We start from the raw sequence: 21,123 nt of genomic DNA, 5'->3' as shown, positions 1-21,123 counted from the left end.
GTGCAGGGGGTCAGGACCGCAGCCAGACGGCGGTGTCGGGCGGGAGCCCAGCGGCGTCGGGGGCCAATGGGCCGCTGGCGAGCAGGGGGGTGCCGGCCACGGGGAGCGGGACGGCGTGGCCGGAGAGGTTGACCACGCAGGTGAAGGCGGCGCCGCGGCGGAAGGCCAGGACTCCGGTGGGGGCGGCTTCGAGCCAGTCGAGCTGCTCGGTGCGCAGGTCGGGGAGGGTGCGGCGTAGCCGGAGGGCGGTGCGGTAGAGGGTGAGCATGGAGTCGGGGTCGGCGGCCTGGGCGGCGACGGTGCACTCCTTCCAACTCTCGGGCTGGGGCAGCCAGGGTGCGGCGGTGGCCTGTTCGGGGCTGAAGCCGAACGGGGTGGTGTCGCCGTGCCAGGGCAGTGGGACGCGGCAGCCGTCCCGGCCGGGGTTGGCGGGGTTGCGGCCGCTGCGCTCCCACATCGGGTCCTGCCGGAGTTCGTCGGGGATGGCCTCGACCTCCCAGAGGCCGAGCTCCTCGCCCTGGTAGATGTAGACGGAGCCGGGCAGGGCCTGGGTGAGCAGGGCGGCGGCGCGGGCCCGGCGGGTGCCGAGGGCGAGGTCGACCGGGCGGCCGTGGTGGCGGGCGTAGATGGCGAAGGAGGTGTCGGCGCGGCCGTAGCGGGTGACCACCCGGTCCACGTCGTGGTTGGAGAGCACCCAGGTGGCCGGGGCGCCGGCCGCCTCGTGCAGGCGCAGGGTGTCGTCGATGACGGTGCGCAGTGGCCCGGCCTCCCAAGGGCACTCCAGGTAGGGGAAGTTGAAGACGGTGTGCATCTCGCCCGGGCGCAGGTAGCGGGCGAGGCGTTCGGGGTCGGGGAGCCAGACCTCGCCGATCAGCACCCGGCCGCCGGGGTAGGAGTCGGCGAGGCTCCGCCAGCTGCGGTAGACCTCGTGCACCTCCTCGCGGTCGGTGTAGGCGCGCTCGTCCGGGTCGCTGACCGGGAGGGCGGGGTCCTTGACCAGCAGGGCGGCCGAGTCGATCCGGAAGCCGTCGGCGCCCCGGTCGAACCAGAACCGCAGCACGGACTCGAACTCGGCGCGGACACCGGGGTGTTCCCAGTGGAAGTCGGGCTGCTCGGGGGCGAACAGGTGCAGGTACCACTCGCCCGGGGTGCCGTCGGGTTCGGTGATCCTGGTCCAGGCCGGGCCGCCGAAGAAGCCCTGCCAGTCGGTGGGCGGCAGTGTGCCGGCGGGCCCCCGGCCGGGGCGGAACCAGAACCTGGCCCGTTCGGGGGAGCCGGGAGCGGCGGCCAACGCGGCCTGGAACCAGGGGTGCTGGTCGGAGGTGTGGTTGGGGACGACGTCGATCACGACCCGGATGCCGAGGGTGTGGGCCTGCCGGATGAGCTCCTCCGCCTCGGTCAGGGTGCCGAACAGCGGGTCGATCCCGCGGTAGTCGGCGACGTCGTACCCGGCGTCGGCCTGCGGGGAGGCGTACCAGGGGTTGAACCAGATGGCGTCGACGCCGAGTTCGGCCAGGTAGGGCAGCCGGGCGAGCACACCGGCCAGGTCGCCGACCCCGTCGCCGTCGGCGTCCGCGAAGCTGCGGGGGTAGATCTGGTAGATGGCGGCGGAGCGCCACCAGGGGAGTTCGCGCGCTCCGGAGTCGGGCACGGCGGACCTGCTTTCTGCACGTGGGCACGTGGGCACGTGGGCACGTGGCTGGGTGGGAGGGGCCGCCGCCCCGGCCCGCACCGGTCAGGGCGGCTGGGCCGAGGCGACGGCGGCTGTGGGGCGCCGCGCGGTCAGCCCTTGAGGCTGCCTGCGGTCAGGCCGGCCATGATGTTGCGCTGGAAGACCAGGAACAGCGCGATGCTGGGCAGCGAGGCCAGGAACAGGCCCGCGATCAGGGTGTTCTGCGGCATCGAGGTGGCGGCGGTGTTGACGCCGACGTTGAGCGTCTCGTGGCTCGGCACGGTGATCAGCGGCCAGAGGAAGTCCTTCCAGACCGCGACCAGCCCGAAGATGGCCACCACACCGAGGATCGGCCGGGAGACCGGCAGCACCACGGACCACAGGGTCCGCAGCGGGCCGGCGCCGTCGATCGCCGCCGCGTCGAGCAGCTCGTCCGGGATGGAGTCGAAGAACCGCTTGAGCAGGAAGACGTTGAAGGCGTTGGCCACCGTGGGCAGCCAGATCACCCACGGGGTGTCCTGCAGGTTCCAGTGCACCAGCGGCAGGTCGAGCACGGTGAGGTACTGCGGGATGACCAGCGCGGCGGCCGGGACCATCATCGAGGCCAGCATCAGGCCGAGGATCAACCGGCCGAGGACGGGCCGGAGTTTGGAGAGCGAGTACGCGGCCGCGACGCAGAACACCAGCTGCAGCAGCAGCGCGCCGCCCGCGTACACCACGGTGTTGAGCAGCAGTCGGCCCATGCCGAGCCTGGTCCACGCCTCGGCGAAGGCGTGGGTGCCGGGGTGCTCGGGCACCAGGGTGGGCGGGGTGCGCACCAGCTCCTGGGCGGATTTGAAGCCGCCGGTGGCCATCCAGTAGAGCGGGCCGAGGAAGACCACGGTCGCGGCGAGGAGGACGGCGGCCAGCACGGCGCGGTAGGTCCGGCGGCCGCGCGGGCGGGCCAGGGCGACCGGGGAGATCAGCGTGCGGGGGCCGCGGTCGGAGTGGGCCATCTCAGTCCTCCTGGCCGCGGCGTTCGATCCGCAGGTACAGGGCCGAGAAGCAGCCGAGCACCAGCAGCATGACGACCCCGAGCGCGGCGGCGGTGTTGAACTTGTCGTAGCTGAAGGCGTAGTCGTAGAGCAGGTAGACCACGGTGGTGGTCGAGCCCTGCGGGCCGCCGCCGGTCAGCACGAAGGACTCGGTGAACATCTGCATGGTGGCGACCACTTGGAGCATCAGCATCAGGGAGAGGATCAGCCTGGTCTGCGGCACGGTGACGTGCCAGATCCGCCGGAGCAGGCCCGCGCCGTCGAGTTCGGCGGCCTCGTACAGTTCGCCGGGGATGCCCTGCAGAGCGGCGAGGTAGACCAGGGTCGCGCTGCCCATGTTGCCCCAGGTGGAGACCAGGACGAGCGAGGGCAGGGCGGTCCCCCTGGCGGCCAGCCAGGCCGAGCCGGGCAGGTGGAGGGCGTGCAGGACTTGGTTGAAGAGGCCGAAGCCGGGATCCATGAAGTACTTGAAGAGCAGGATCCCGGCCACCGGCGGCAGCATCACGGGCAGGTAGACCAGCACCCGGAGGTAACTCTGGGCGTGCCGCAGCTCGTTGATGACGATCGCGGCGACGAACGGGACGACGAAGCCGGCCACCAGCGCGAGGCCGGTGAACTCCAGGGTGTTGCGCCAGGCCGTCCAGAACTCCGGATCGGCCGTGATCTGACGGTAGTTGGCCAGGCCGACCCAGCTGGTGCTGCCGTGGCGTACCCGCTGGAAGCTCATCACCACCTCGCGGACCATGGGGTACCAGGTGAAGAGCGCGAAGCAGAGCAGCGCCCCGGCCAGGAAGGCGTGCGCCCGCAGGTTGCGCCGGACGGCGAGCTGCCAGGCGCTGCGCCGGGCGGCGAGCCGCCAGGCCGCGCCGGGGCCGGCCGCCGCGCGGGCCGAGGGGAAGGTCACTGGTTCGCCAGGATCTTGTTCGCCTGGGCCTCGGCGGTGGCGAGCAGGCTGTCGACGTTGGCGTTCTGGTCGGTCAGGACGGCGGACATCGCCGTGTCCAGCACCTTGTAGAGCTGCTGGGCGGCCGGGGGCTCGTTCAGCGTGGTGGTCGGACTGGCCACGTACGGCGCGTAGTTGTCGAGCGGCAGGTTGCCGTTCTTCTTCAGCGAGTCGGTGATGGCCGACATCTGCGGGGAGGCGGCGGCCCAGAAGTACGGCTGCGGGACGGAGATCGCCACCGGGTCCTTGCTCGATCCCGCCAGGGTGGCGGCGCGGGCGAAGTTGAACTGGCCGGCGTCGGGGGTCAGGTACTGGAAGTCGATCCAGGCGATCTCGGCCTTGATCTGGTCCGGGGTCTGGCCCTTCTTGAAGTAGTAGAGGTCGCCGCCGCCGAGGCTGGAGCCGGGGCCGGTGGCACCGGGCATCGGGCCGAGTCCGAAGGCCTTCCGGTCGGCGCCGAGCACCTCGATCAGGTGCTTGACGACGTCGGGGGCGCCGATGAACATGCCGACCTTGCCGGTGGCCAGCGGCGGGAACGCGTCGGCCCACTGGGTGAGTTGGGTGGAGCCGATGCTGTGGTCCGTCCAGCGCATGTCGTGCAGCCGCTGGAGCACCTGCTTGCCCTGGGCGGAGTTGAAGGCGGCCTTGCCGCCGTCCCCGGTGACCATCCTCCCGCCGAGGCTGTACAGCTCGGAGGTGAAGTGCCAGCCGCCGGTGTTGCCGCCGCTGTAGTCCTCGTAGCCGCTGATGCCGTTGCCGAGGGCCGCGATCCTCTTGGCGTCGGCCTGGACTTCGTCCCAGGTGGTGGGCGGCTTGTCGGGGTCGAGACCGGCCTGCTTGAACAGGTCGCGGTTGTAGATCAGGCCGGTGCTGTAGTAGTTGACCGGCAGCGCGTAGATCTTGTTGTCCACGGTGATGTTCTGCTTGACGCTGGGCAGCATGGTCGAGAAGCCGGGCACGGTCGAGTCGTTGACGTAGGCGCTGATGTCCACGGCGTCACCGGAGTTGAGCGTCTGCTCGCGGTCGGTGAAGTAGGCGTGGAATGCGCCGGTCTCGTCGTGCGCCTTGTACTGGGCGGTCTGCTGGGCGGGCGCCTCGCACTGGCCGACGTAGGGCTTGGCGTTGACCGTGACGTTCGGGTACTTGACCTTGAACAGCGCCAGGTCGTCGGCGTAGTCGGCCTTGCCGGCGGCCTGGTCGGCGCCGGGGGCGCAGTCGATCGAGACGGTCACGGCGGTGGCCGGGTCGAGCGGCTTGCCGTCCGACGCCCCGCCGGAGGCGCCGGTGTTGCTGGCAGTGGTGCTGGAGCAGGCGGCCGTGGTGAGACACATCCCGGCCGCGAGCGCGATGGCGGCGATCTTGCGCGATCTGTCGATCTTCATTCGAGCAACCCCATGGTCGGTGGAGCCAGTTGGAGGAGGTGGGGAGAACGTAGGGCGCCGGACGGGTGATTGCAAGAGAGCGACAGGGATTCGCAAAACATGGACTGTAAGGGTGGCTCAAGTCGACCCAGGCTCCGATGCCTCTGACCTGGGCGGCGACAACCAGGTGCCGGATCTTTGCAACCGCTTGCAGTCCGCTGCTCTACTCTTGCGCCATGAAGAGCAGACTCGCCTTGGTGGCACAGAAGGTCGGCGTCAGCGAGGCCACCGTGAGCCGGGTGCTCAACGGCCGGCCCGGAGTCTCGGAGAGCACCCGGAACGCGGTGCTCGCGGCGCTGGACGTGCTCGGCTACGAGCGGCCCACCCAGCTGCGCGGGGAGCGGGCCCGGCTGATCGGCCTGGTGCTGCCCGAACTGCAGAACCCGATCTTCCCCGCGCTCGCCGAGGTGGTCGGCGGCGCGCTCGCCCAGCGCGGTTTCACCCCGGTGCTCTGCACCCGCACGGCGGGCGGCCTCTCGGAGGCGGACTACGTCAGCATGCTGCTCGAACAGCAGGTCTCCGGCGTGGTGTTCGCGGGCGGGCACTTCGCCGAGGCGGACGCGCCGCACGAGCACTACGACCGGCTGCGCGAGCGCGGCATCCCGGTGGTGGTGTTCAACGCGGCCGTCGACCACCTGGGCTTCCCGCAGGTCTCCACCGACGACACCGTCGCCGTCGAGCAGGCCTTCAACCACCTGGCGGCGCTGGGCCACGAGCGGATCGGCATGATCGTCGGCCCGGCCGACCACATCCCCTCACGGCGCAAGCTCGCCTCCTTCGCCCGGCAGTACGAGCGGGCCGGCCGCACCCCCGAGCCGGACTGGATCGCCCACGCGCTGTTCGCCCTGGAGGGCGGCCACGCCGCGGCCAGCCGGATGATCAAGAACGGGGTCACCGGCATCATCTGCGGCAGCGACCCGCTGGCCCTCGGCGCGATCCGGGCCGCCCGCCGGGCCGGGCTGTCCGTGCCGGGTGACGTCTCGGTGGTCGGCTTCGACGACTCCGCGTTCATGAACTGCACCGAGCCGCCGCTCACCACGGTGCGCCAGCCGATCGAGGCGCTCGGCCGGGCGGCCGTCGCGCTGCTGATGAGCCAGGTCGAGGGGGCCAGCGTCGCCGCCGAGGAGTTGCTCTTCGAGCCCGAGCTGGTGGTCCGCGGCTCCACCGGGCCGGCCCGCGGCTGACGGGCCGTCCTCCTCCTCCGGCTCCCTGCCGCGCGGCGGCGGGGAGCCGACGTGTTCCGGTCACTCTCGCCGTCGGAAGCATTGACTCCGTGAAATCTCGCTTGTAACTTCCTGGCAAAGATGTGGAAATCCCCGCTAGTCGACTGTCAGCCGGCGCGCGTGGACCACCATCGGCCACCAGCGAGGGAGCCCGGGTCAGGGGCGGCTCGCCTCGGCATCCGTGTCAATCCGTGTCACAGGAACCGAGGGACGATGAAGTCACTGCTGTCCGCAAGACGAACCGGGCGGATCCGATCCGCCCTCACCGCGCTCACCACCGCACTGGCGCTCTGTCTCCCGGGGCTCGGCGCGGTGCTCGCCCAGCCGGCGGCCGCCGCTGCCGCCGACCTCGCACTCGGGCGGCCCGTCACCGTCTCCAGCGCCAACGGCCAGTACACGGCCGGGAATCTCGACGACGGCTCGCAGTCGAGCTACTGGGAGAGCGCCAACGGTACCTTCCCCCAGTGGGCCCAGGTGGACCTCGGCTCGGCGGTGTCCGTCGCCCGGGTGGTACTCAAGCTCCCGGCCGGCTGGGGAGCGCGGACCGAGACCCTCGCCGTCCAGGGCAGCACCGACGGCAGCACCTTCGCCACCGTTACCGCCTCGGCCGCCTACACCTTCGACCCGGCCTCGGCCAACACGGTCTCCGTCAACTTCGGTGCCGTCAGCACGCGTTACCTGCGGATCAACATCACGGCCAACTCGGGCTGGTCCGCCGCCCAGCTCGCCGAGCTGGAGGCCTACGGCCCCACCGCCCCGACCACCGACCTGGCGGCCGGGAAGGCGACGTCGGAGAGCGGCCACAGTCAGACCTACGTGTCCGGCAACGCCGTGGACGGTGACGCCGACTCCTACTGGGAGAGCACCGACAACGCCCTCCCGCAGTGGCTCCAGGTCGACCTCGGCGCATCCGTCGCGGTCAGCCAGGTGGTGCTGCGGCTCCCGGCCGGGTGGGGAGCGCGGACCCAGACGCTGGCCGTCCAAGGCAGCACCGACGGCAGCTCCTTCACCGACCTCTCCCCGGCGGCCGGGCGCGTCTTCGACCCGGCCACCGGCAACGCCGTGACCATCACCTTCGGCCAGGCCACCACCCGGTACGTCCGCCTGTACGTGACCGCCAACACCGGCTGGCCGGCCGCCCAGGTCTCCGAGTTCGAGGTCTACGGCCCCACCGGCGCCGGCCAGCCCCCGGCCGCGCCGACCAACCTCGCGTACACCCAGAGCGCGGGCGGCGCGGTCAACCTGACCTGGACCGCCTCCACCAGCTCCGGCGTGGCCGGGTACGACGTGTACGCCGACAACGCGCTGCTGACCTCGGTGCCCGCGACGGCGACCAGTTGGACCGACCACCCCGCCGCCACCGAGACGGTCAGCTACTTCGTCCGGGCCCGGGACGCGGCGGGCGACCAGTCGGCGAACAGCAACACCGTCACGCGCAAGGGCTCGAGTGCCACCCCGCCCACCGCGCCGAGCAACCTGGCTTACACGCAGCCGAGTTCGGGCAAGCTCACGCTGACCTGGTCGGCGGCCTCGGACCAGGTGGGTGTCACCGGGTACACCGTCTACCGGAACGGCGCCAAGCTCGCCACCGTCGGCGGCTCGACCCTCACCTACACCGACTCGGTGGCTGACTCGCTCACCGTCTCCTACTACGTGACGGCCTCCGACGCGGCCGGCCTCGAATCCGCTGCCTCCAACACCGTCACCCGCACCGGCTCCGGTGGCACCGCCACCAACCTGGCGGTGCACAAGCCCGTTGACGGCACCGCCAACACCTACGTCTACACCCCGGCCAACGCGGTCGACGGTGACGCGACCACGTACTTCGAGGGCGCTTCCTACCCCTCGCAGCTGACCGTGCGCCTCGGCGCGAACGCCGATCTCAACTCCGTCAAGGTCAAGTTGAACCCGGCCGCCGCTTGGTCCGCCCGCACCCAGACCATCACCGTGCTCGGCCGCGAGCAGAGCTCCGGCTCCTTCACCACCCTGGTGGGCGCCGCCTCGTACGGCTTCGACCCGGCGACCGGTAACACCGTCACCATCCCGGTGAGCGGCCGGGCGGCCGACGTCGAGCTCTCGATCACCAGCAACAGCGGCGCCCCCGGCGGGCAGGTCGCCGAGTTCGAGGTCTACGGCACCCCGGCGCCCAACCCCGACCTCACCGTGGCGAGCAGCTCCTGGACGCCCACCGCCCCGGTCGAGACCGACAGCATCACCGCCTCCGCCGTGGTGAAGAACGGCGGCAGCGCCGCCTCCGTCGCCACCGACGTCAACTTCTACCTCGGCACCACCAAGGTCGGCTCCACCACGGTGGGCGCGCTCGCTCCCGGCGCCACCCAGGCCGTCTCGGCCGCGATCGGCACCCAGAGCGCCGCGTCGTACCAGCTCACCACGAAGGTCGACGAGTCGAAGAAGAACTTCAACCTCACCGCCGACCAGTCGGTGACCAACCCGACCGCACTGGTGGTCGCGCCCGTCCAGTCCGCCGACCTCGTGGGCACGGTCAGCTGGACCCCGAGCACACCGGCCGCCGGCAACGCCGTCGCCTTCACCGTGAGCGTCAAGAACCAGGGCACCATCGCCACCACCGCCGGCAGCCACGGCATCACGCTGGGGCTGCTCGACTCCACCGGCGCCACCGTGACCACGCTGACCGGCGCCGTCAACGGCACCGTGGCGGCCGGTGCCACGGCGGCCCCGGTGACGCTCGGCAGTTGGACGGCCGTCAACGGCAAGTACACCGCGCACCTGGTGCTGGCGGCCGATGCAAATGAACTGCCCATCAAGCAGCCGCACCTGACCAGCGACACCGCGCTCTTCGTCGGCCAGGGCGCCAACATGCCCTACGACTCGTACAAGTCCACCGACGGCGTACTCGGCGGCTCGGCCGCGGTCGTCGGTCCGAACCGGACCATCGGCGACCTCGCGGGCGAGGCCACCCAGCGCCGGGCCGTCACGCTCAACAACACCGGCGACTCGGTGAGTTGGACCTCACGCGAGGCCACCAACACCTTCGTCCTGCGGTACTCCATCCCGGACGCGCCGGGCGGTGGCGGCACCAACGCCACCCTGAACCTCTACGCCAACGGCCAGTTGGTGCAGCCGCTCGGCCTCAGCTCCCACTACGCCTGGCTGTACGGCTCCGAGACCAGCCCCGGCAAGAGTCCGGGCGCGGGCGCGCCGCGGCACATCTACGACGAGTCCAGCTTCCTGCTCGGCCAGTCGTACCCGACCGGCACCGTCTTCACGCTGAAGAAGGACGCCGCCAACACGTCCCAGTACGCGATCGACTTCATGAACCTGGAGCAGACCGCGCCGTCCGCCAACCCGGACCCGGCCCACCTGCTCGTGCCGGCCGGCTTCGGGCAGCAGGACGTGCAGAACGCCCTGGACAAGGTGCGGATGGACTCCACCGGTACGTGGACCGGCGTCTACCTCCCGGCCGGGCAGTACGCGATCTCCAGCCGCCTCACCGTCTACGGCAAGGCCGTGAAGGTGGTCGGCGCGGGCGTCTGGTACACCCAGTTCTCCGCCCCGCAGACGATGACCGACACCGACACCGGGTGGGACCTGCAGTCCGGTGCGAGCGGCTCCTCCTTCACCGGCTTCGCCTGGTTCGGCAACTACAACACCCGCCAGGACGGCCCCGGCCACACCTGGGACTTGCGCAACCAGTCCGACATCACCATCGACAACGTCTGGATCGAGCACAACGTGGTCGGGGTGTGGGGCTCCTCCAACGTGCAGAACTCGACCTTCACCAACATGCGGATCCGCGACACCATGGCCGACGGCATCAACCTCACCAACGGCAGCCAGGGCAACCTGATCTCCAACGACGAGGCCCGCTCGACCGGTGACGACAGCTTCGCGCTCTTCGCGGCCCAGGACCAGAACCCGGGCGGCAAGCTCGCCAACAACACCATCCAGAACGTCACCGCGATCGCGCCCTGGCGGGCGGCGGGGGTGGCGGTCTACGGCGGTGGCGGCAACACGATCCAGAACTTCTCGGTCTCCGACACCCTCTGCTACTCCGGCCTGACCATCTCCTCGCTCAACTTCGGCTTCGCCTTCGAGGGTTTCGAAGCCACCCCGCAGACCGTCATCCGAAACTTCTCGCTGGCCCGCGACGGCGGCCACTTCTGGGGCAGCCAGGTCTTCCCCGCGATCTGGGCCTTCTCCGCCACCCAGCCCTTCCAGGGCATCCGGGTCAGCGACGCCACTATCACCGACCCCACCTACAGCGGCATCATGTTCCAGACCGACTACTCCGGCTCCACCGCCCTCAACCCCGTCACCGACACCGTCTTCACCAACACCACCATCACCGGCGCCCACGCCTACAACGACCCGTACGGCACCGGGAAGTCCGGCTACGGCATCTGGGCCAACCCCCTCCCCGAAGCCGGCCAGGGCCCGGCGGTCGGCTCGGTGACGTTCAACCACCTGGTCGAGAACAACAACGACGTCAACCTGCAGAACACCACCTCGACCTTCACCATCACCGTCAACCCGTAGTACCCGGTGTGAGCTTGAGGCCCTCTGCCCGTCCGGGCAGAGGGCCTTCGGCGCGGATGACCCGCGTGCTGTCGCCCGCCGACCCGGTGGGGACGGGCCAAGGTGCGACGGCTGCGCTCAGCTCGGGCCGCCGCCCCGGCGGAAGAGGGCGGTCCAGAGGAAGGGGACGCCGAAGAGCTCTGACTCGGGCGGTTCCTGCCGCATGCGGGTCAGCTCCACCTCGGTCAGGCCGGCGAACGCCCGGCGGAGCGCCTCGGGCGTGTAGGCGAGGCCGCCCTGCAGGCTGCCCTCCCGGTAGAAGTCGGCGTCGTCGAGCTCCGAGCCCATGCCGTCCGGCCCGGCGGCGAAGCAGGTGAGGGCGAGGTGGCCGCCGGGGGCCAGGACGCGGTCGAGGAGGGCGAGATAGCTGATCCGGCGGTGCGGTGGCAGGTGGTGGAAGCAGCCGGAGTCCACGATCAGGTGGTACGGTCCGGTCAGCTCGCCGTCGAGGGTGAAGGCGTCGCCGCAGATGAGCCGTGCTTCGACCGAGGCTTCGGCGGCGCGTTCCTTCGCCCACTCGATGGCGACGGGGGAGAGGTCGACCGCGTCCACCTCGAAGCCGCGCGCGGCGAGGTGGAGCGTGTTGCGGCCGGCGCCGCAGCCGAGGTCGAGGGCGCGCCCGGGCGCGATCAACCCCCGGTCGAGGTAGCCGGCCAGGCTCGCGTCGGGCTTCGGGGAGAAGAACGGCACCGGCCTCGACCGGTCGGTGTAGAAGCGGTCCCAGAACGCGGTGCCGTCGCCGGTGGCGAGGCGGCCGGTGTCGGTGTCGGATGTGAAGAAGCCGTCCAGGAACGTGAGTACGTCCTCGACGGTGCGGATGTTCCGGTCCATCGGCCCCCCTGTAGACAGGCCTCGATTCTAGGGAGTTCCAGGACAAAAGGCCAGGTCAGAGGCTATGTGGCGATGTCCTGGACGGCCTGCTGCGGGCTCGGGGCGAGCCGGAGGGCAAGAGGGGGCCCGAGTGGCGTTCCGGAGCCGTCCTGGGCCCCAAGAAGGCCGGGAAGGGGCCGTTCTCGGCCGGGGCGGTGGTGGCTGCGCTACGCGAACTGTGAGGCCCAGGCTTCGCGGGTGAGGGCGTACTCGACGTCGCCGTGTTCGGCGCCCGGGATGGGGTCGGGCCAGTCCTCGAAGAAGGTACGGACGTGGGTCAGGCCGGCCTTCTCCAGGACGCGGCGGGAGCCGGTGTTGACGGTCATGGTGGTGGCCACGACGCGGTCGACACCCAACTCCGCGAAGGCGTACCCGACCAGGGCGCGGGCGCCCTCGGTGGCGTAGCCGCGGCCCCAGGCGGCGGGGAGGAGGCGGTAGCCGAGTTCGGTGCCGCCGGTGAGGCCGGGGGTGGTGGCGGGGCGCAGTGCGAACCAGCCCAGGAAGGCACCGGAGGAGAGTGCGGAGGCGGCGAAGGCGCCCTGCCCGGCGGGGAGGGCGGTGTACTCGCCCAGCAGGCGCTCGAGCTGCCGCTCGACCTCGGCCCGTGCCACCGGGCGGCCGTCGTCGATGTACCGCATGACCTCGGGATGGCGGTGGAGGGAGGCCAGGTCGTCGAGGTCACCCTCGGTGAAGCGGCGGAGGGTCATGCGTTCGGTCGTCAGGTAGCTGCCCACGGGACCGATTCGACCAGGGTGTCCACGGGGGCGGCAACCGTATTCCGGTGACAATGGGGCCATGGGCGATGTGGTGGTGCGGGAGCGGCGGGACGCCGACCTGCCCGGGTGTGTGGCGGCGATGCGGTCGGTGCACGAGACGGACGGGTACCCCGTGGTGTGGCCGGCCGAGCCGGAGCGGTGGCTGACGCCGGGCGGGACGATCGGAGCCTGGGTGGCCGAGGTCGACGGGGTGGTGGCGGGGCAGGCGCTGCTCTGCCGGGCCGGGGCGGAGCTGGCCGGGGAGGTGGGGATGCCCGAGGAGGAACTGGCGGCGGTCGCAAGGCTGTTCGTGGGAGCAGTGGCCCGGAAGCGCGGGGCGGCAGGGGAGTTGCTCGCGCGCGTCACCGAGGAGGCGCAGCTGCGGGGCCTGCAGCCGGTGTTGGAAGTCGAGACCAGGGCGGCGAAGGCCATCGCGCTGTACGAGCGGACCGGCTGGCAGCGGGTGAGCACTCGGCTGGCCCGGTGGCGGCGGATAGACGGCAGCCGGGCGCACGTGCACACGTACGTCAGAGCGAGGCCAGCCACCCCGGCAGATCAGGGGCTTCGAGGGTGAAGTCGGCCGGGTCGAGGTCGCCGAGGTCGGTGGAGAAGACCGGCGAGTACGGGTCGTCGGTGCGCAGCAGGAAGCCCCGGCCGCCGCTGTCGTCCCCGATGAGCACGAACCCCGGTGCGTACCGGGCGACTTCGTAGGTCTCGTTGCGCTCGGGACGCTCGGCCGCCGGGTGGACCGCGATCCCGGCGTCCGTGAGCAGGCCGCCGGGAGGCAGCAGGCTCACCGGACCGCCGCGTGCAGCAGGCTGGCGAGGGAGCGGACCTCGCCGGCCGTGACGTGGGCGGCGTGGCTGAGCGGGGGCTCCGGGATCGGGGTGTGGGCGTGGGCGAGTTCGTCGGCGAGGCGTTCCATCTGCTTGACGGAGTTGTTCTGCAGGCGGTTCAGCCGGGTGATCAGGTGGCGGGCGCGGAAGTCCAGCGGGCCGATCGCCTCGCGCAGGGCGGTCAGCGCCGGGGGCCACTCGGCGTGGAAGTAGTCGAGGAAGCCCCGGAGTTCGTACTCGGCGGAGACCCGGTAGTCCTGGGCGCGGGGGCCGCTGGCGGACTCCATGGCGTCCAGCGCCTCCTGCGCCGCCAGGATGCGGCCGAAGGAGGCGTGTAGGAACTCCACGAGTCTGGCCTTGGCCCGGCGCACGGCCAGCTCGCTGTCGGCCACCTCCTCGGCGGTGGCCGGGTCGTAGCCGGGGCCCCGGTGGGTGGCGGCGTCCAGGATGCGGCCCCAGACCGTCTCACGCGGCGGAAGTGGCACCGGCGCGGCCCCGGGCGGGCAGAGCTGGTAGCCCGGACCGCTCCGGGTGAGTACGTCGACAAATCGACCGGTCATAGTGGGGCACCGCCTTCGATCTTCGCAGTCGTCAGGTCTTCGTGCGTGTCCCGGCCGCGGGGCACCGCGGTGGGGCGAGGAGCGGGCAGGGCCTGGTCCGGCTGGTGGAGCTGCGGGGCCATGGCCTGCCACTTGTCGAGGATCGCCGGGGCGCCCGCACCGACGATCATGGCGCCCAGGGCGCCGAGCTGGCCGGAGGCGGCGAGCCCCCAGGCGACCAGCGAACCGAGCACCACCCTGATCACCTCGCCGGTGAGGTAGAGGCCCAGGGTCGGGCCGTTCTTCACCCGCCAGGGCCAGCGGCGCTTGCCCTGGATGAACCGGTAGAGAGTGAGCAGGGAGATCAACCCGCCGCCGATCGCTCCGTACAGAAGCATCCGCCAGTGGGCCATGCCGCCCGCTCCTCCCGCTCCCCTCTCCGCACCCGAGGCTAACCCCCGGGCGGTCTGACTGTCACTCAGACTTACCCATGGTAGTCGAAGGTAACCGGGAGCAGCGTGGGATCAGACGAGAAGCGTCATGCGCGCGTCACCCGGCCGGCGAGGCAGACCAGGCCGGAGTCCTCGTAGCGGGTGAGGAGCCGGGAGGCCGCGCCCTGGCGGATGTCCAGCCCGCGGCGCAGTTCGGCGGTCAGCGCGATGGCGGCGGCGCCGGTGGCTTCGTCCTCGGCGATGACGCCGTCCGGGCGGCGCGGGAAGCCCCGGGCACGGACCTTGGCGGCCGCCTGGTCGGCCCAGGCCCAGGCGTACAGCCATCCCTCGCCGGGCGGCGGGGAGGGCAGCGCCTCGACCTCGGCGGGGGAGGGGAAGCGTTCGGTCCGGCGGCCGGTGGCCCAGGCCGGGTCGGCGCGCAGCCAGGTGAGGCCGTCGGCCGTCCAGCTGGGGACGGGCCCGGCGGGCGGGCGCAGCGTGTCGAGCTGGTGGCCGTGCTCGCGCAGCAGCCAGGCGGTGCCGATCAGCGGGTGGCCGGCGAACGGCAGCCGGGTGCCGGGGGTGTAGATGTCCACCACGCCCCGGCCGGGGTCGTCGACGAACACCGTCTCGCTGTAGCCGAGTTCGTTCGCCAGCCGCTGGCGGGCCGCCTCGCCGGGCACGCTCGGCCCGTCGAGCACCACGCCGAGCAGGTTGCCGCCCTCGCCGTCCGGGCCGGTGAAGACGCGCAGGATCTCATGATCGGTCATACCGTGATTGAACCAACCTGCACCGGAGCCTCGGCGGGGGCCGGTTCGAGCGCGGTGCGGCCCGCGGCGTCGCTGAGCTTGATGAGCAGTGCGACCAGCAGCCAGTTGGCGACCAGTGAGGAGCCGCCGGCGGCGAGGAAGGGCAGCGCCTTGCCGGTGAGCGGGATCAGGCCGGTCACGCCGCCGACCACGACGAAGACCTGCAGCGCGACGGCGGCGGCCAGCCCGGTGGCGAGCAGCTTGCCGAACGGGTCGGTCAGGGCGACGGCGGTGCGCAGGCCGCGCTGGACGAGCAGGGTGTAGAGGAGCAGTACCGCGGTGACCCCGCCGAGGCCGAGCTCCTCGCCGATGGTGGTGAAGATGAAGTCGCTGCGCCCGGCGAAGCCGATCAGCCAGGGGCGGCCGAGGCCGAGGCCGGTGCCGAGCAGGTGGCCGGTGCCGAGGCTGAACAGGGCCTGGGCGGGCTGGTCGGAGATCAGGGCCTTGTCGTGGATGGGCTTGTAGATGTCCAGCGGGTGCAGCCAGGCCTCGACCCGGCCGTGCACGTGCGGCTCGAGCGAGCCGACCACCGCGGCGCCGCCGACGGCCATCAGCAGGCCGAACACCACCCAGCTGGTGCGCTCGGTGGCCACGTACAGCATCACGATGAAGACACCGAAGAAGATCAGCGAGGTGCCGAGGTCGCGCTCGAAGATGAGCACGAGCAGGCTGATCACCCAGATCGCCAGGACCGGCCCGGCGTTGCGCCCGCGCGGCAGGCTCAGGCCCCAGACCTTGCGGCCGACCAGGGCGAGCGCGTCCCGGCTGGCCATCAGGTAGCCGGCGAAGAAGACGGTGATGGCGAGCTTGACGAACTCGTCCGGCTCGAAGGAGAGGCCGCCGAGCTTGATCCAGCGCTTGGCGCCGAAGCTGTCGCTGGGGAAGAAGGCGGGGGCGGCGAGCAGGGTGAGGGCGCCGACCATGAGCACGTAGACGTACCGCTGGAAGAAGCGGTGGTGCTTGACGGCGACGATCAGGCCGATGGCCACCGCCCCGGCGATGAAGATCCACATGATCTGGGAGGGCGCCGTGGGCAGCTTCTGGTAGTCGCCCTTGGCCGCGTGCACCAGGGCGTAGCTGATGTCGAGCCGGTGCAGCAGCACCAGGCCGAAGCCGCTGAGCAGCACGGCGATCGGCAGGATCAGCGGGTCCGCGTACCGGGCGAACCGGCGGACGGCCAGGTGCGCCAGCACCGCGAGCGCAGTGAGCGAGCCGCCGTACTTGAGCAGGCTGCCGGGGGCGTGGCCGTTCATGGTCAGCTCGGTGACGACCCAGCCGCCGATCGAGATCGCCACGGCGAACAGCACCAGGCCGAGCTCCAGGTTGCGGTGGTTGCCGGAGCGGCGGCGCCCCTCGGCGCGCTGGCTCTCGCGCATGTGCTCTTTCCCTCCCGAGGGTGGCTACGGCGGACGGAGAATCTTCGCACGTAAGAGCTGCCTGAAGTGGCGGTGGTTCCCACCTGCGTGAGGCGGTGGTGAACCGTCGTGGTCCAGCAGGTGAACAGTGCGGCCGGGCAGGTCCCTTGTCTACAGGGCCGTAGTAGGTTCGCTGGGGCCCTGACCGCGCCCAGTCTGGAGAAGCGCCCCGATGTCCGTCCTGACCTACACCGAAGCGATCGGCGTCGGCCTGCTCCAGGGAGTCACCGAGCTCTTCCCGGTCTCCAGCCTCGGGCACAGCATCCTGGTGCCCGCCCTGCTCGGCGGCCACTGGAAGCAGGACCTGGACGTGGCGGGCGAGAACTCGCCGTACCTGAACGTGCTGATCGGTCTGCACCTGGCCACCGCGTTCGCGCTGATCGTCTACTTCCGCCGGGACTGGGTCCGGGTGGTACGGGGCTTCGTCAGCTCGGCGCGCGAGCGGCGAATAGAGACGGTGGAGCAGAAGCTCGCCTGGCTGCTCGTGGTCGGCACGGTGCCGGTCGGAGTGGCCGGTCTGGCGCTGGACCACCTGTTCCGGACGGCGCTCGGCAAGCCGGTGCCCGCCGCGATCTTCCTGACCCTGAACGGACTGGTGCTGTACGTCACCGAGCGGCTGCGCCGGGGCGGCACCGGCCGCCGCCGGGCGGGCGCGGCGCCCGCGCCCGGCGAGGAGCACCTGAGCCACGAGGAGCTCTCGGACCGCCGGATCGCCAAGCTGACCTTCGGCGAGGCCCTCAAGATCGGCACGGCCGAGATCCTGGCCCTGCTGCCCGGCATCAGCCGCTCCGGCGTGACCATCTCCGCCGGTATCTTCCGCGGCCTCTCGCACGAGGACGCGGCCCGCTTCTCCTTCATGCTCGCCACCCCCGTGATCGCCGCGGCGGCCCTGCTCAAGGTGCCCGCCCTGCTCGGCCCGGCCGGGGACGGCATCCGCGGCCAGGTGCTGGCCGGCAGCGTGGCGGCCTTCGTAGCCGGGTACGTGGCGGTGAAGTTCCTGACCAAGTACTTCGAGACCAAGACGCTGACCCCGTTCGCGATCTACTGCACCCTGGCCGGTCTCGGCAGCCTGGCGTACCTGACGCTGACGTAACCGTACGCAGGTCCTGACGAAGCGGCGGTGGAGAGCTACATCTCCACCGCCGCTTCCGCATGCCCGCGTTCGGAGGTTCCTCCGTCGTCGTGGACGAACCATCGTTCCTACGCTCGCCCGTAAGCCGGACGCCCCTTGACGGCCGTGTCGGCAGCGGCTTACTTTGCTTCCGCAATCCAAAACTTGTTTTCCGCATGGTGGAAGTGCTCCGGAAGGGGCGACGCCACGGGCCGACCGCAGGAGTGACCCGATGCCTCGTATGACAGCCGCCCGCGCGGCAGTTGAGATCCTCAAGCTCGAAGGCGTGGAGGTCGCGTTCGGCGTGCCCGGCGCTGCGATCAACCCCTTCTATGCGGCGCTCAAGGCCTCCGGGGAGATCCGCCACACGCTGGCCCGCCACGTCGAGGGCGCCTCCCACATGGCCGAGGGCTACACCCGGGCCAAGGCCGGCAACATCGGTGTCTGCATCGGCACCTCCGGCCCGGCCGGCACCGACATGATCACCGGCCTGTACTCGGCGATCGCCGACTCGATCCCGATCCTGTGCATCACCGGCCAGGCGCCGGTGGCCAAGCTGCACAAGGAGGACTTCCAGGCCGTCGACATCGCCTCGATCGCCAAGCCGGTCACCAAGGCGGCCACCACCGTGCTCGAGGCCGCGCAGGTGCCCGGCGTTTTCCAGCAGGCCTTCCACCTGATGCGCTCGGGCCGCCCGGGCCCGGTCCTGATCGATCTGCCGATCGACGTGCAGATGACCGAGATCGAGTTCGACCCGGAGACCTACCAGCCGCTGCCGGTCTACAAGCCCGCCGCGAGCCGGGCCCAGATCGAGAAGGCGATCGCGATGCTCCAGGAGTCGGAGCGCCCGCTGATCGTGGCCGGTGGCGGCATCATCAACGCCGACGCGCCCGAGCTGCTGGTCGAGTTCGCCGAGCTGACCGGCGTGCCGGTGATCCCGACCCTGATGGGCTGGGGCATCCTGCCCGACGACCACGAGCTGAACGCCGGCATGGTCGGCCTGCAGACCTCGCACCGCTACGGCAACGCGAACTTCCTCGCCTCGGACTTCGTGCTCGGCATCGGCAACCGCTGGGCCAACCGCCACACCGGCAGCATCGAGGTCTACACCGAGGGCCGGAAGTTCGTCCACGTCGACGTCGAGCCGACCCAGATCGGCAAGATCTTCGCCCCGGACTTCGGCATCGCCTCCGACGCCAAGGCCGCGCTGACCCTCTTCGTCGAGGTCGCCCGCGAGCTCAAGGCCGCGGGTCTCCTGAAGGACCGCTCCGCCTGGGCCGCCGAGACCCAGGAGCGCCGGGCGCAGCTGCAGCGCAAGACGCACTTCGACAACGTGCCGATGAAGCCGCAGCGCGTGTACGAGGAGATGAACAAGGCCTTCGGCCCGGAGACCCGCTACGTCACCACCATCGGTCTCTCGCAGATCGCCGGTGCGCAGATGCTGCACGTCTACAAGCCGCGCCACTGGATCAACTGCGGCCAGGCCGGCCCGCTGGGCTGGACCATCCCGGCCGCGCTGGGTGTCGCCACCGCCGACCCGGAGACCCCGGTGGTCGCGCTCTCCGGTGACTACGACTTCCAGTTCATGATCGAGGAGCTGGCCGTCGGCGCCCAGCACAAGATCCCCTACGTCCACGTGCTGGTGAACAACGCCTACCTGGGCCTGATCCGCCAGGCGCAGCGCAACTTCGACATCGACTTCCAGGTCAAGCTGGAGTTCGAGAACGTCAACTCGCCCGAGCTGGGCGTCTACGGCGTCGACCACGTGAAGGTCGCCGAGGGCCTGGGCTGCAAGGCGATCCGGGTCACCGAGCCGGACGCGCTGCTGCCCGCCCTGGAGGAGGCCAAGAAGCTGGCCGCCGAGTTCCGGGTGCCGGTCGTGGTCGAGGCGATCCTGGAGCGGGTCACCAACATCTCGATGTCCGGTGGCGACATCGACAAGGTCAACGAGTGGGAGGAGCTGGCGACTTCGGCCGCCGACGCCCCGACCGCGATCCGCCCGCTGGCGGTCTGACCTGCAGGCGCTCGGGGCCCGGTACTCAGTGTCGAGTACCGGGCCCCGAGGCATTCCGGGTCACGCGCCGAGCTGCCAGATGGTGTGGTGGCTGGCCAGCACGGAGGCGGCGAGGATGGCGAGGTCGGCGGTGCCGAGGGCCAGGCCGAGCAGGGCACGGCCGCGGCGGGTGGTGCGGCGGGCCAGCGCGAAGGCGCCGAGGGCGAGCGCGCAGGGGCCGAGCACCAGGTTGAAGACGAGCAGGCCGAGCAGGCCGAGGATGAAGGAGGCGACGGCCATCTGGTCGGCGTCCTCGACGGCCTGGCGGGCGGTCAGGTAGCTCTTCATGGCAGGAGGCTCCTTCAGCGCCGGCGGGCGCGGGCGAGGCCCTCGCGGGTGCCGAAGGCGAGCAGCCAGAGGGTGATCGCGGCGGTGGCGGCGAGGAAGGCGGGGAGGGTGAGGTGGACGGCGGCGCCCATGAGCAGGCCCATGGCGGCGATGACGAGGAGCAGCATGGTCCGGTCCTTGTCGGTGTCTACGGCAGGATCGAGTCGGCTAACAAGTGTTCGCTGACTCTCGGGGAACACTCTACGCTCGCCAAAGTCGGCAAACAGTTGTTTACTGAATGATGTGAGTCACACCGCCGGGGTCAGACAGGCCCAGAAGCAGCAGAGCCGCCGCGCGCTCCTGGACGCGGGCCTGCGCCTGCTCGAGCACCAGAACCTCAGCGGCCTCGGGGTCCGCGAGGTGACCAGGGAGGCCGGCATGTCGCCGGCCGGGTTCTACCGGCACTTCCCGGGCCTCGCCGAGCTGGGCGTCGAGCTGGTGGAGGAGTCGCTGGCCAGCCTGCACGGGATGATCCGCTCGGCGCTGGCCCAGCGGGGCGCGGCCGAGGAGCGGATCGACCGCACGGTGGCCGTGATCGCCGCGCACGTGCGCGAGCACCAGCCGCACGTACGCTTCCTGACCCGTGAGCGGCACGGCGGGGTACGGGCCGTCCGGGAGGCGATCGGCGGCGAACTGCGGCGCTTCGCCGGTGAGGTGGCCGAGGCCCTGGCCCTCCAGCCGGTCTCGGCGGGCTGGAGCCCGGAGGAGATCGCGATGCTGGCCGGACTGTACGTCGACCACATGGTCTCCACCGCCGCCGCCCTCCTCGACGCCCCGACCGAGGCCGAGCGCCGCCGGATCGCCCGGACGGCGCAGACCCAGCTGCGCCTGATCGGCGTCGGCCGCCGCCACTGGCGGGCGGAGGCGGGGTAAACCCGATTGCGTGCGGTGGGGCGGCTGTCTAGGGTCGTCGGCAACACGTCGACGGAGACGAGTAGCCGAGGATTCACGCGAGCAGAGAGAGCCGCCGGTAGCTGGGAAGGCGGAGTCGCGTCCGAGGCGAAGACCCTCCCGAGTGCGGGGAGGAACGGCCCGAGCCCCGGGCCCCATGCCCCGCCGGTTGGCCCACGTCACGGGCCGACGCCATCGCGGCCGGGTGCGAGCCCGTCGCGGCGGCGGACCGAGGC

General features: G+C 71.3%; 19 protein-coding genes. 6 read left to right on the top strand and 13 right to left on the bottom strand.

Annotated features, from left to right (window positions below):
* Positions 1 to 10: 10 nt before the first annotated feature.
* The 4 genes from ABT095_RS09780 to ABT095_RS09765 form a co-directional block, all read right to left on the bottom strand.
* Positions 11 to 1,651 (bottom strand): glycoside hydrolase family 13 protein, encoded by a 1,641-nt coding sequence (locus ABT095_RS09780; RefSeq protein WP_350528805.1) that lies wholly within the window; start codon positions 1,649 to 1,651, stop codon positions 11 to 13.
* Between the two features lie 131 nt (positions 1,652 to 1,782).
* Positions 1,783 to 2,667: a carbohydrate ABC transporter permease gene (locus tag ABT095_RS09775; RefSeq protein ID WP_350528804.1), complete on the bottom strand. Its 885-nt coding sequence runs from the start codon at positions 2,665 to 2,667 to the stop codon at positions 1,783 to 1,785.
* A 1-nt stretch (position 2,668) separates the two neighbouring features.
* Entirely contained in the window at positions 2,669 to 3,610 is a 942-nt protein-coding gene (locus ABT095_RS09770; RefSeq protein WP_502884845.1) for a carbohydrate ABC transporter permease, read from the bottom strand.
* Positions 3,607 to 5,031: an extracellular solute-binding protein gene (locus ABT095_RS09765; RefSeq protein WP_350528803.1), complete on the bottom strand. Its 1,425-nt coding sequence runs from the start codon at positions 5,029 to 5,031 to the stop codon at positions 3,607 to 3,609. Before ABT095_RS09765 ends, ABT095_RS09770 begins: the two co-directional genes overlap by 4 nt.
* Before the next feature lie 215 nt (positions 5,032 to 5,246).
* Here ABT095_RS09765 and ABT095_RS09760 point away from each other — a divergent pair, with 215 nt between their 5' ends.
* Positions 5,247 to 6,254 carry a LacI family DNA-binding transcriptional regulator gene (locus tag ABT095_RS09760; RefSeq protein WP_350528802.1) on the top strand — a complete coding sequence of 336 codons (1,008 nt, stop codon included), beginning with the start codon at positions 5,247 to 5,249 and terminating at the stop codon, positions 6,252 to 6,254.
* A 252-nt stretch (positions 6,255 to 6,506) separates the two neighbouring features.
* Positions 6,507 to 10,811: a galactose-binding domain-containing protein gene (locus ABT095_RS09755; protein WP_350528801.1), complete on the top strand. Its 4,305-nt coding sequence runs from the start codon at positions 6,507 to 6,509 to the stop codon at positions 10,809 to 10,811.
* A gap of 117 nt (positions 10,812 to 10,928) precedes the next feature.
* On the opposite strand, the gene ABT095_RS09750 is transcribed toward ABT095_RS09755, so the two are convergent.
* On the bottom strand, positions 10,929 to 11,681 hold the full coding sequence (locus tag ABT095_RS09750) for a class I SAM-dependent methyltransferase (protein ID WP_350528800.1): 753 nt from the start codon (positions 11,679 to 11,681) through the stop codon (positions 10,929 to 10,931).
* 206 nt (positions 11,682 to 11,887) lie between these two features.
* Positions 11,888 to 12,454: a GNAT family N-acetyltransferase gene (locus tag ABT095_RS09745; RefSeq protein WP_350528799.1), complete on the bottom strand. Its 567-nt coding sequence runs from the start codon at positions 12,452 to 12,454 to the stop codon at positions 11,888 to 11,890.
* A 61-nt stretch (positions 12,455 to 12,515) separates the two neighbouring features.
* On the opposite strand from ABT095_RS09745, the gene ABT095_RS09740 reads away from it, so the two are divergent.
* On the top strand, positions 12,516 to 13,049 hold the full coding sequence (locus tag ABT095_RS09740) for a GNAT family N-acetyltransferase (RefSeq protein WP_350528798.1): 534 nt from the start codon (positions 12,516 to 12,518) through the stop codon (positions 13,047 to 13,049).
* Here ABT095_RS09740 and ABT095_RS09735 read toward each other — a convergent pair.
* The 5 genes from ABT095_RS09735 to ABT095_RS09715 all read right to left on the bottom strand — a co-directional run bounded on the left by ABT095_RS09735 (position 13,003) and on the right by ABT095_RS09715 (position 16,466).
* Entirely contained in the window at positions 13,003 to 13,272 is a 270-nt protein-coding gene (locus tag ABT095_RS09735; RefSeq protein ID WP_350528797.1) for a hypothetical protein, read from the bottom strand. The genes ABT095_RS09740 and ABT095_RS09735 overlap by 47 nt on opposite strands.
* Entirely contained in the window at positions 13,269 to 13,871 is a 603-nt protein-coding gene (locus tag ABT095_RS09730; RefSeq protein ID WP_350528796.1) for a hypothetical protein, read from the bottom strand. The genes ABT095_RS09735 and ABT095_RS09730 overlap by 4 nt, the downstream gene beginning before the upstream one ends.
* Positions 13,868 to 14,263 carry a hypothetical protein gene (locus ABT095_RS09725; RefSeq protein ID WP_350528795.1) on the bottom strand — a complete coding sequence of 132 codons (396 nt, stop codon included), beginning with the start codon at positions 14,261 to 14,263 and terminating at the stop codon, positions 13,868 to 13,870. The genes ABT095_RS09730 and ABT095_RS09725 overlap by 4 nt, the downstream gene beginning before the upstream one ends.
* Positions 14,264 to 14,388: 125 nt before the next feature.
* A complete protein-coding gene (locus ABT095_RS09720; protein WP_350528794.1) occupies positions 14,389 to 15,051 on the bottom strand; it encodes a PhzF family phenazine biosynthesis protein in 663 nt (220 codons plus the stop codon).
* Entirely contained in the window at positions 15,048 to 16,466 is a 1,419-nt protein-coding gene (locus ABT095_RS09715; protein WP_350528793.1) for an FtsW/RodA/SpoVE family cell cycle protein, read from the bottom strand. Before ABT095_RS09715 ends, ABT095_RS09720 begins: the two co-directional genes overlap by 4 nt.
* Positions 16,467 to 16,677: 211 nt before the next feature.
* Between ABT095_RS09715 and ABT095_RS09710 the strand changes: the two genes are divergently transcribed.
* Together ABT095_RS09710 and gcl are read left to right on the top strand one after the other, a co-directional pair.
* On the top strand, positions 16,678 to 17,598 hold the full coding sequence (locus tag ABT095_RS09710; RefSeq protein WP_350528792.1) for an undecaprenyl-diphosphate phosphatase: 921 nt from the start codon (positions 16,678 to 16,680) through the stop codon (positions 17,596 to 17,598).
* Positions 17,599 to 17,848: 250 nt separating this feature from the next.
* Entirely contained in the window at positions 17,849 to 19,630 is a 1,782-nt protein-coding gene (gcl, locus tag ABT095_RS09705; protein ID WP_350528791.1) for a glyoxylate carboligase, read from the top strand.
* A gap of 60 nt (positions 19,631 to 19,690) precedes the next feature.
* Here the strand turns inward: gcl and ABT095_RS09700 are convergent, their stop codons facing one another.
* Entirely contained in the window at positions 19,691 to 19,957 is a 267-nt protein-coding gene (locus ABT095_RS09700) for a DUF4190 domain-containing protein (protein ID WP_350528790.1), read from the bottom strand.
* Between the two features lie 14 nt (positions 19,958 to 19,971).
* Positions 19,972 to 20,124, bottom strand: a complete 153-nt coding sequence (locus ABT095_RS09695; protein ID WP_350528789.1) for a hypothetical protein — start codon at positions 20,122 to 20,124, stop codon at positions 19,972 to 19,974.
* A 115-nt stretch (positions 20,125 to 20,239) separates the two neighbouring features.
* On the opposite strand from ABT095_RS09695, the gene ABT095_RS09690 reads away from it, so the two are divergent.
* Complete coding sequence (locus ABT095_RS09690) at positions 20,240 to 20,869, top strand: TetR family transcriptional regulator (protein ID WP_350528788.1); 630 nt, start codon at positions 20,240 to 20,242, stop codon at positions 20,867 to 20,869.
* The last annotated feature ends 254 nt before the right edge of the window (positions 20,870 to 21,123 follow it).

The organism is Kitasatospora sp. NPDC002227, assembly GCF_040296285.1.
In the GTDB taxonomy this organism is placed as follows: domain Bacteria; phylum Actinomycetota; class Actinomycetes; order Streptomycetales; family Streptomycetaceae; genus Kitasatospora.
The sequence above is the reverse complement of the archived record's forward strand: the minus strand, read 5'-3'. Positions and strand labels throughout refer to the sequence as shown.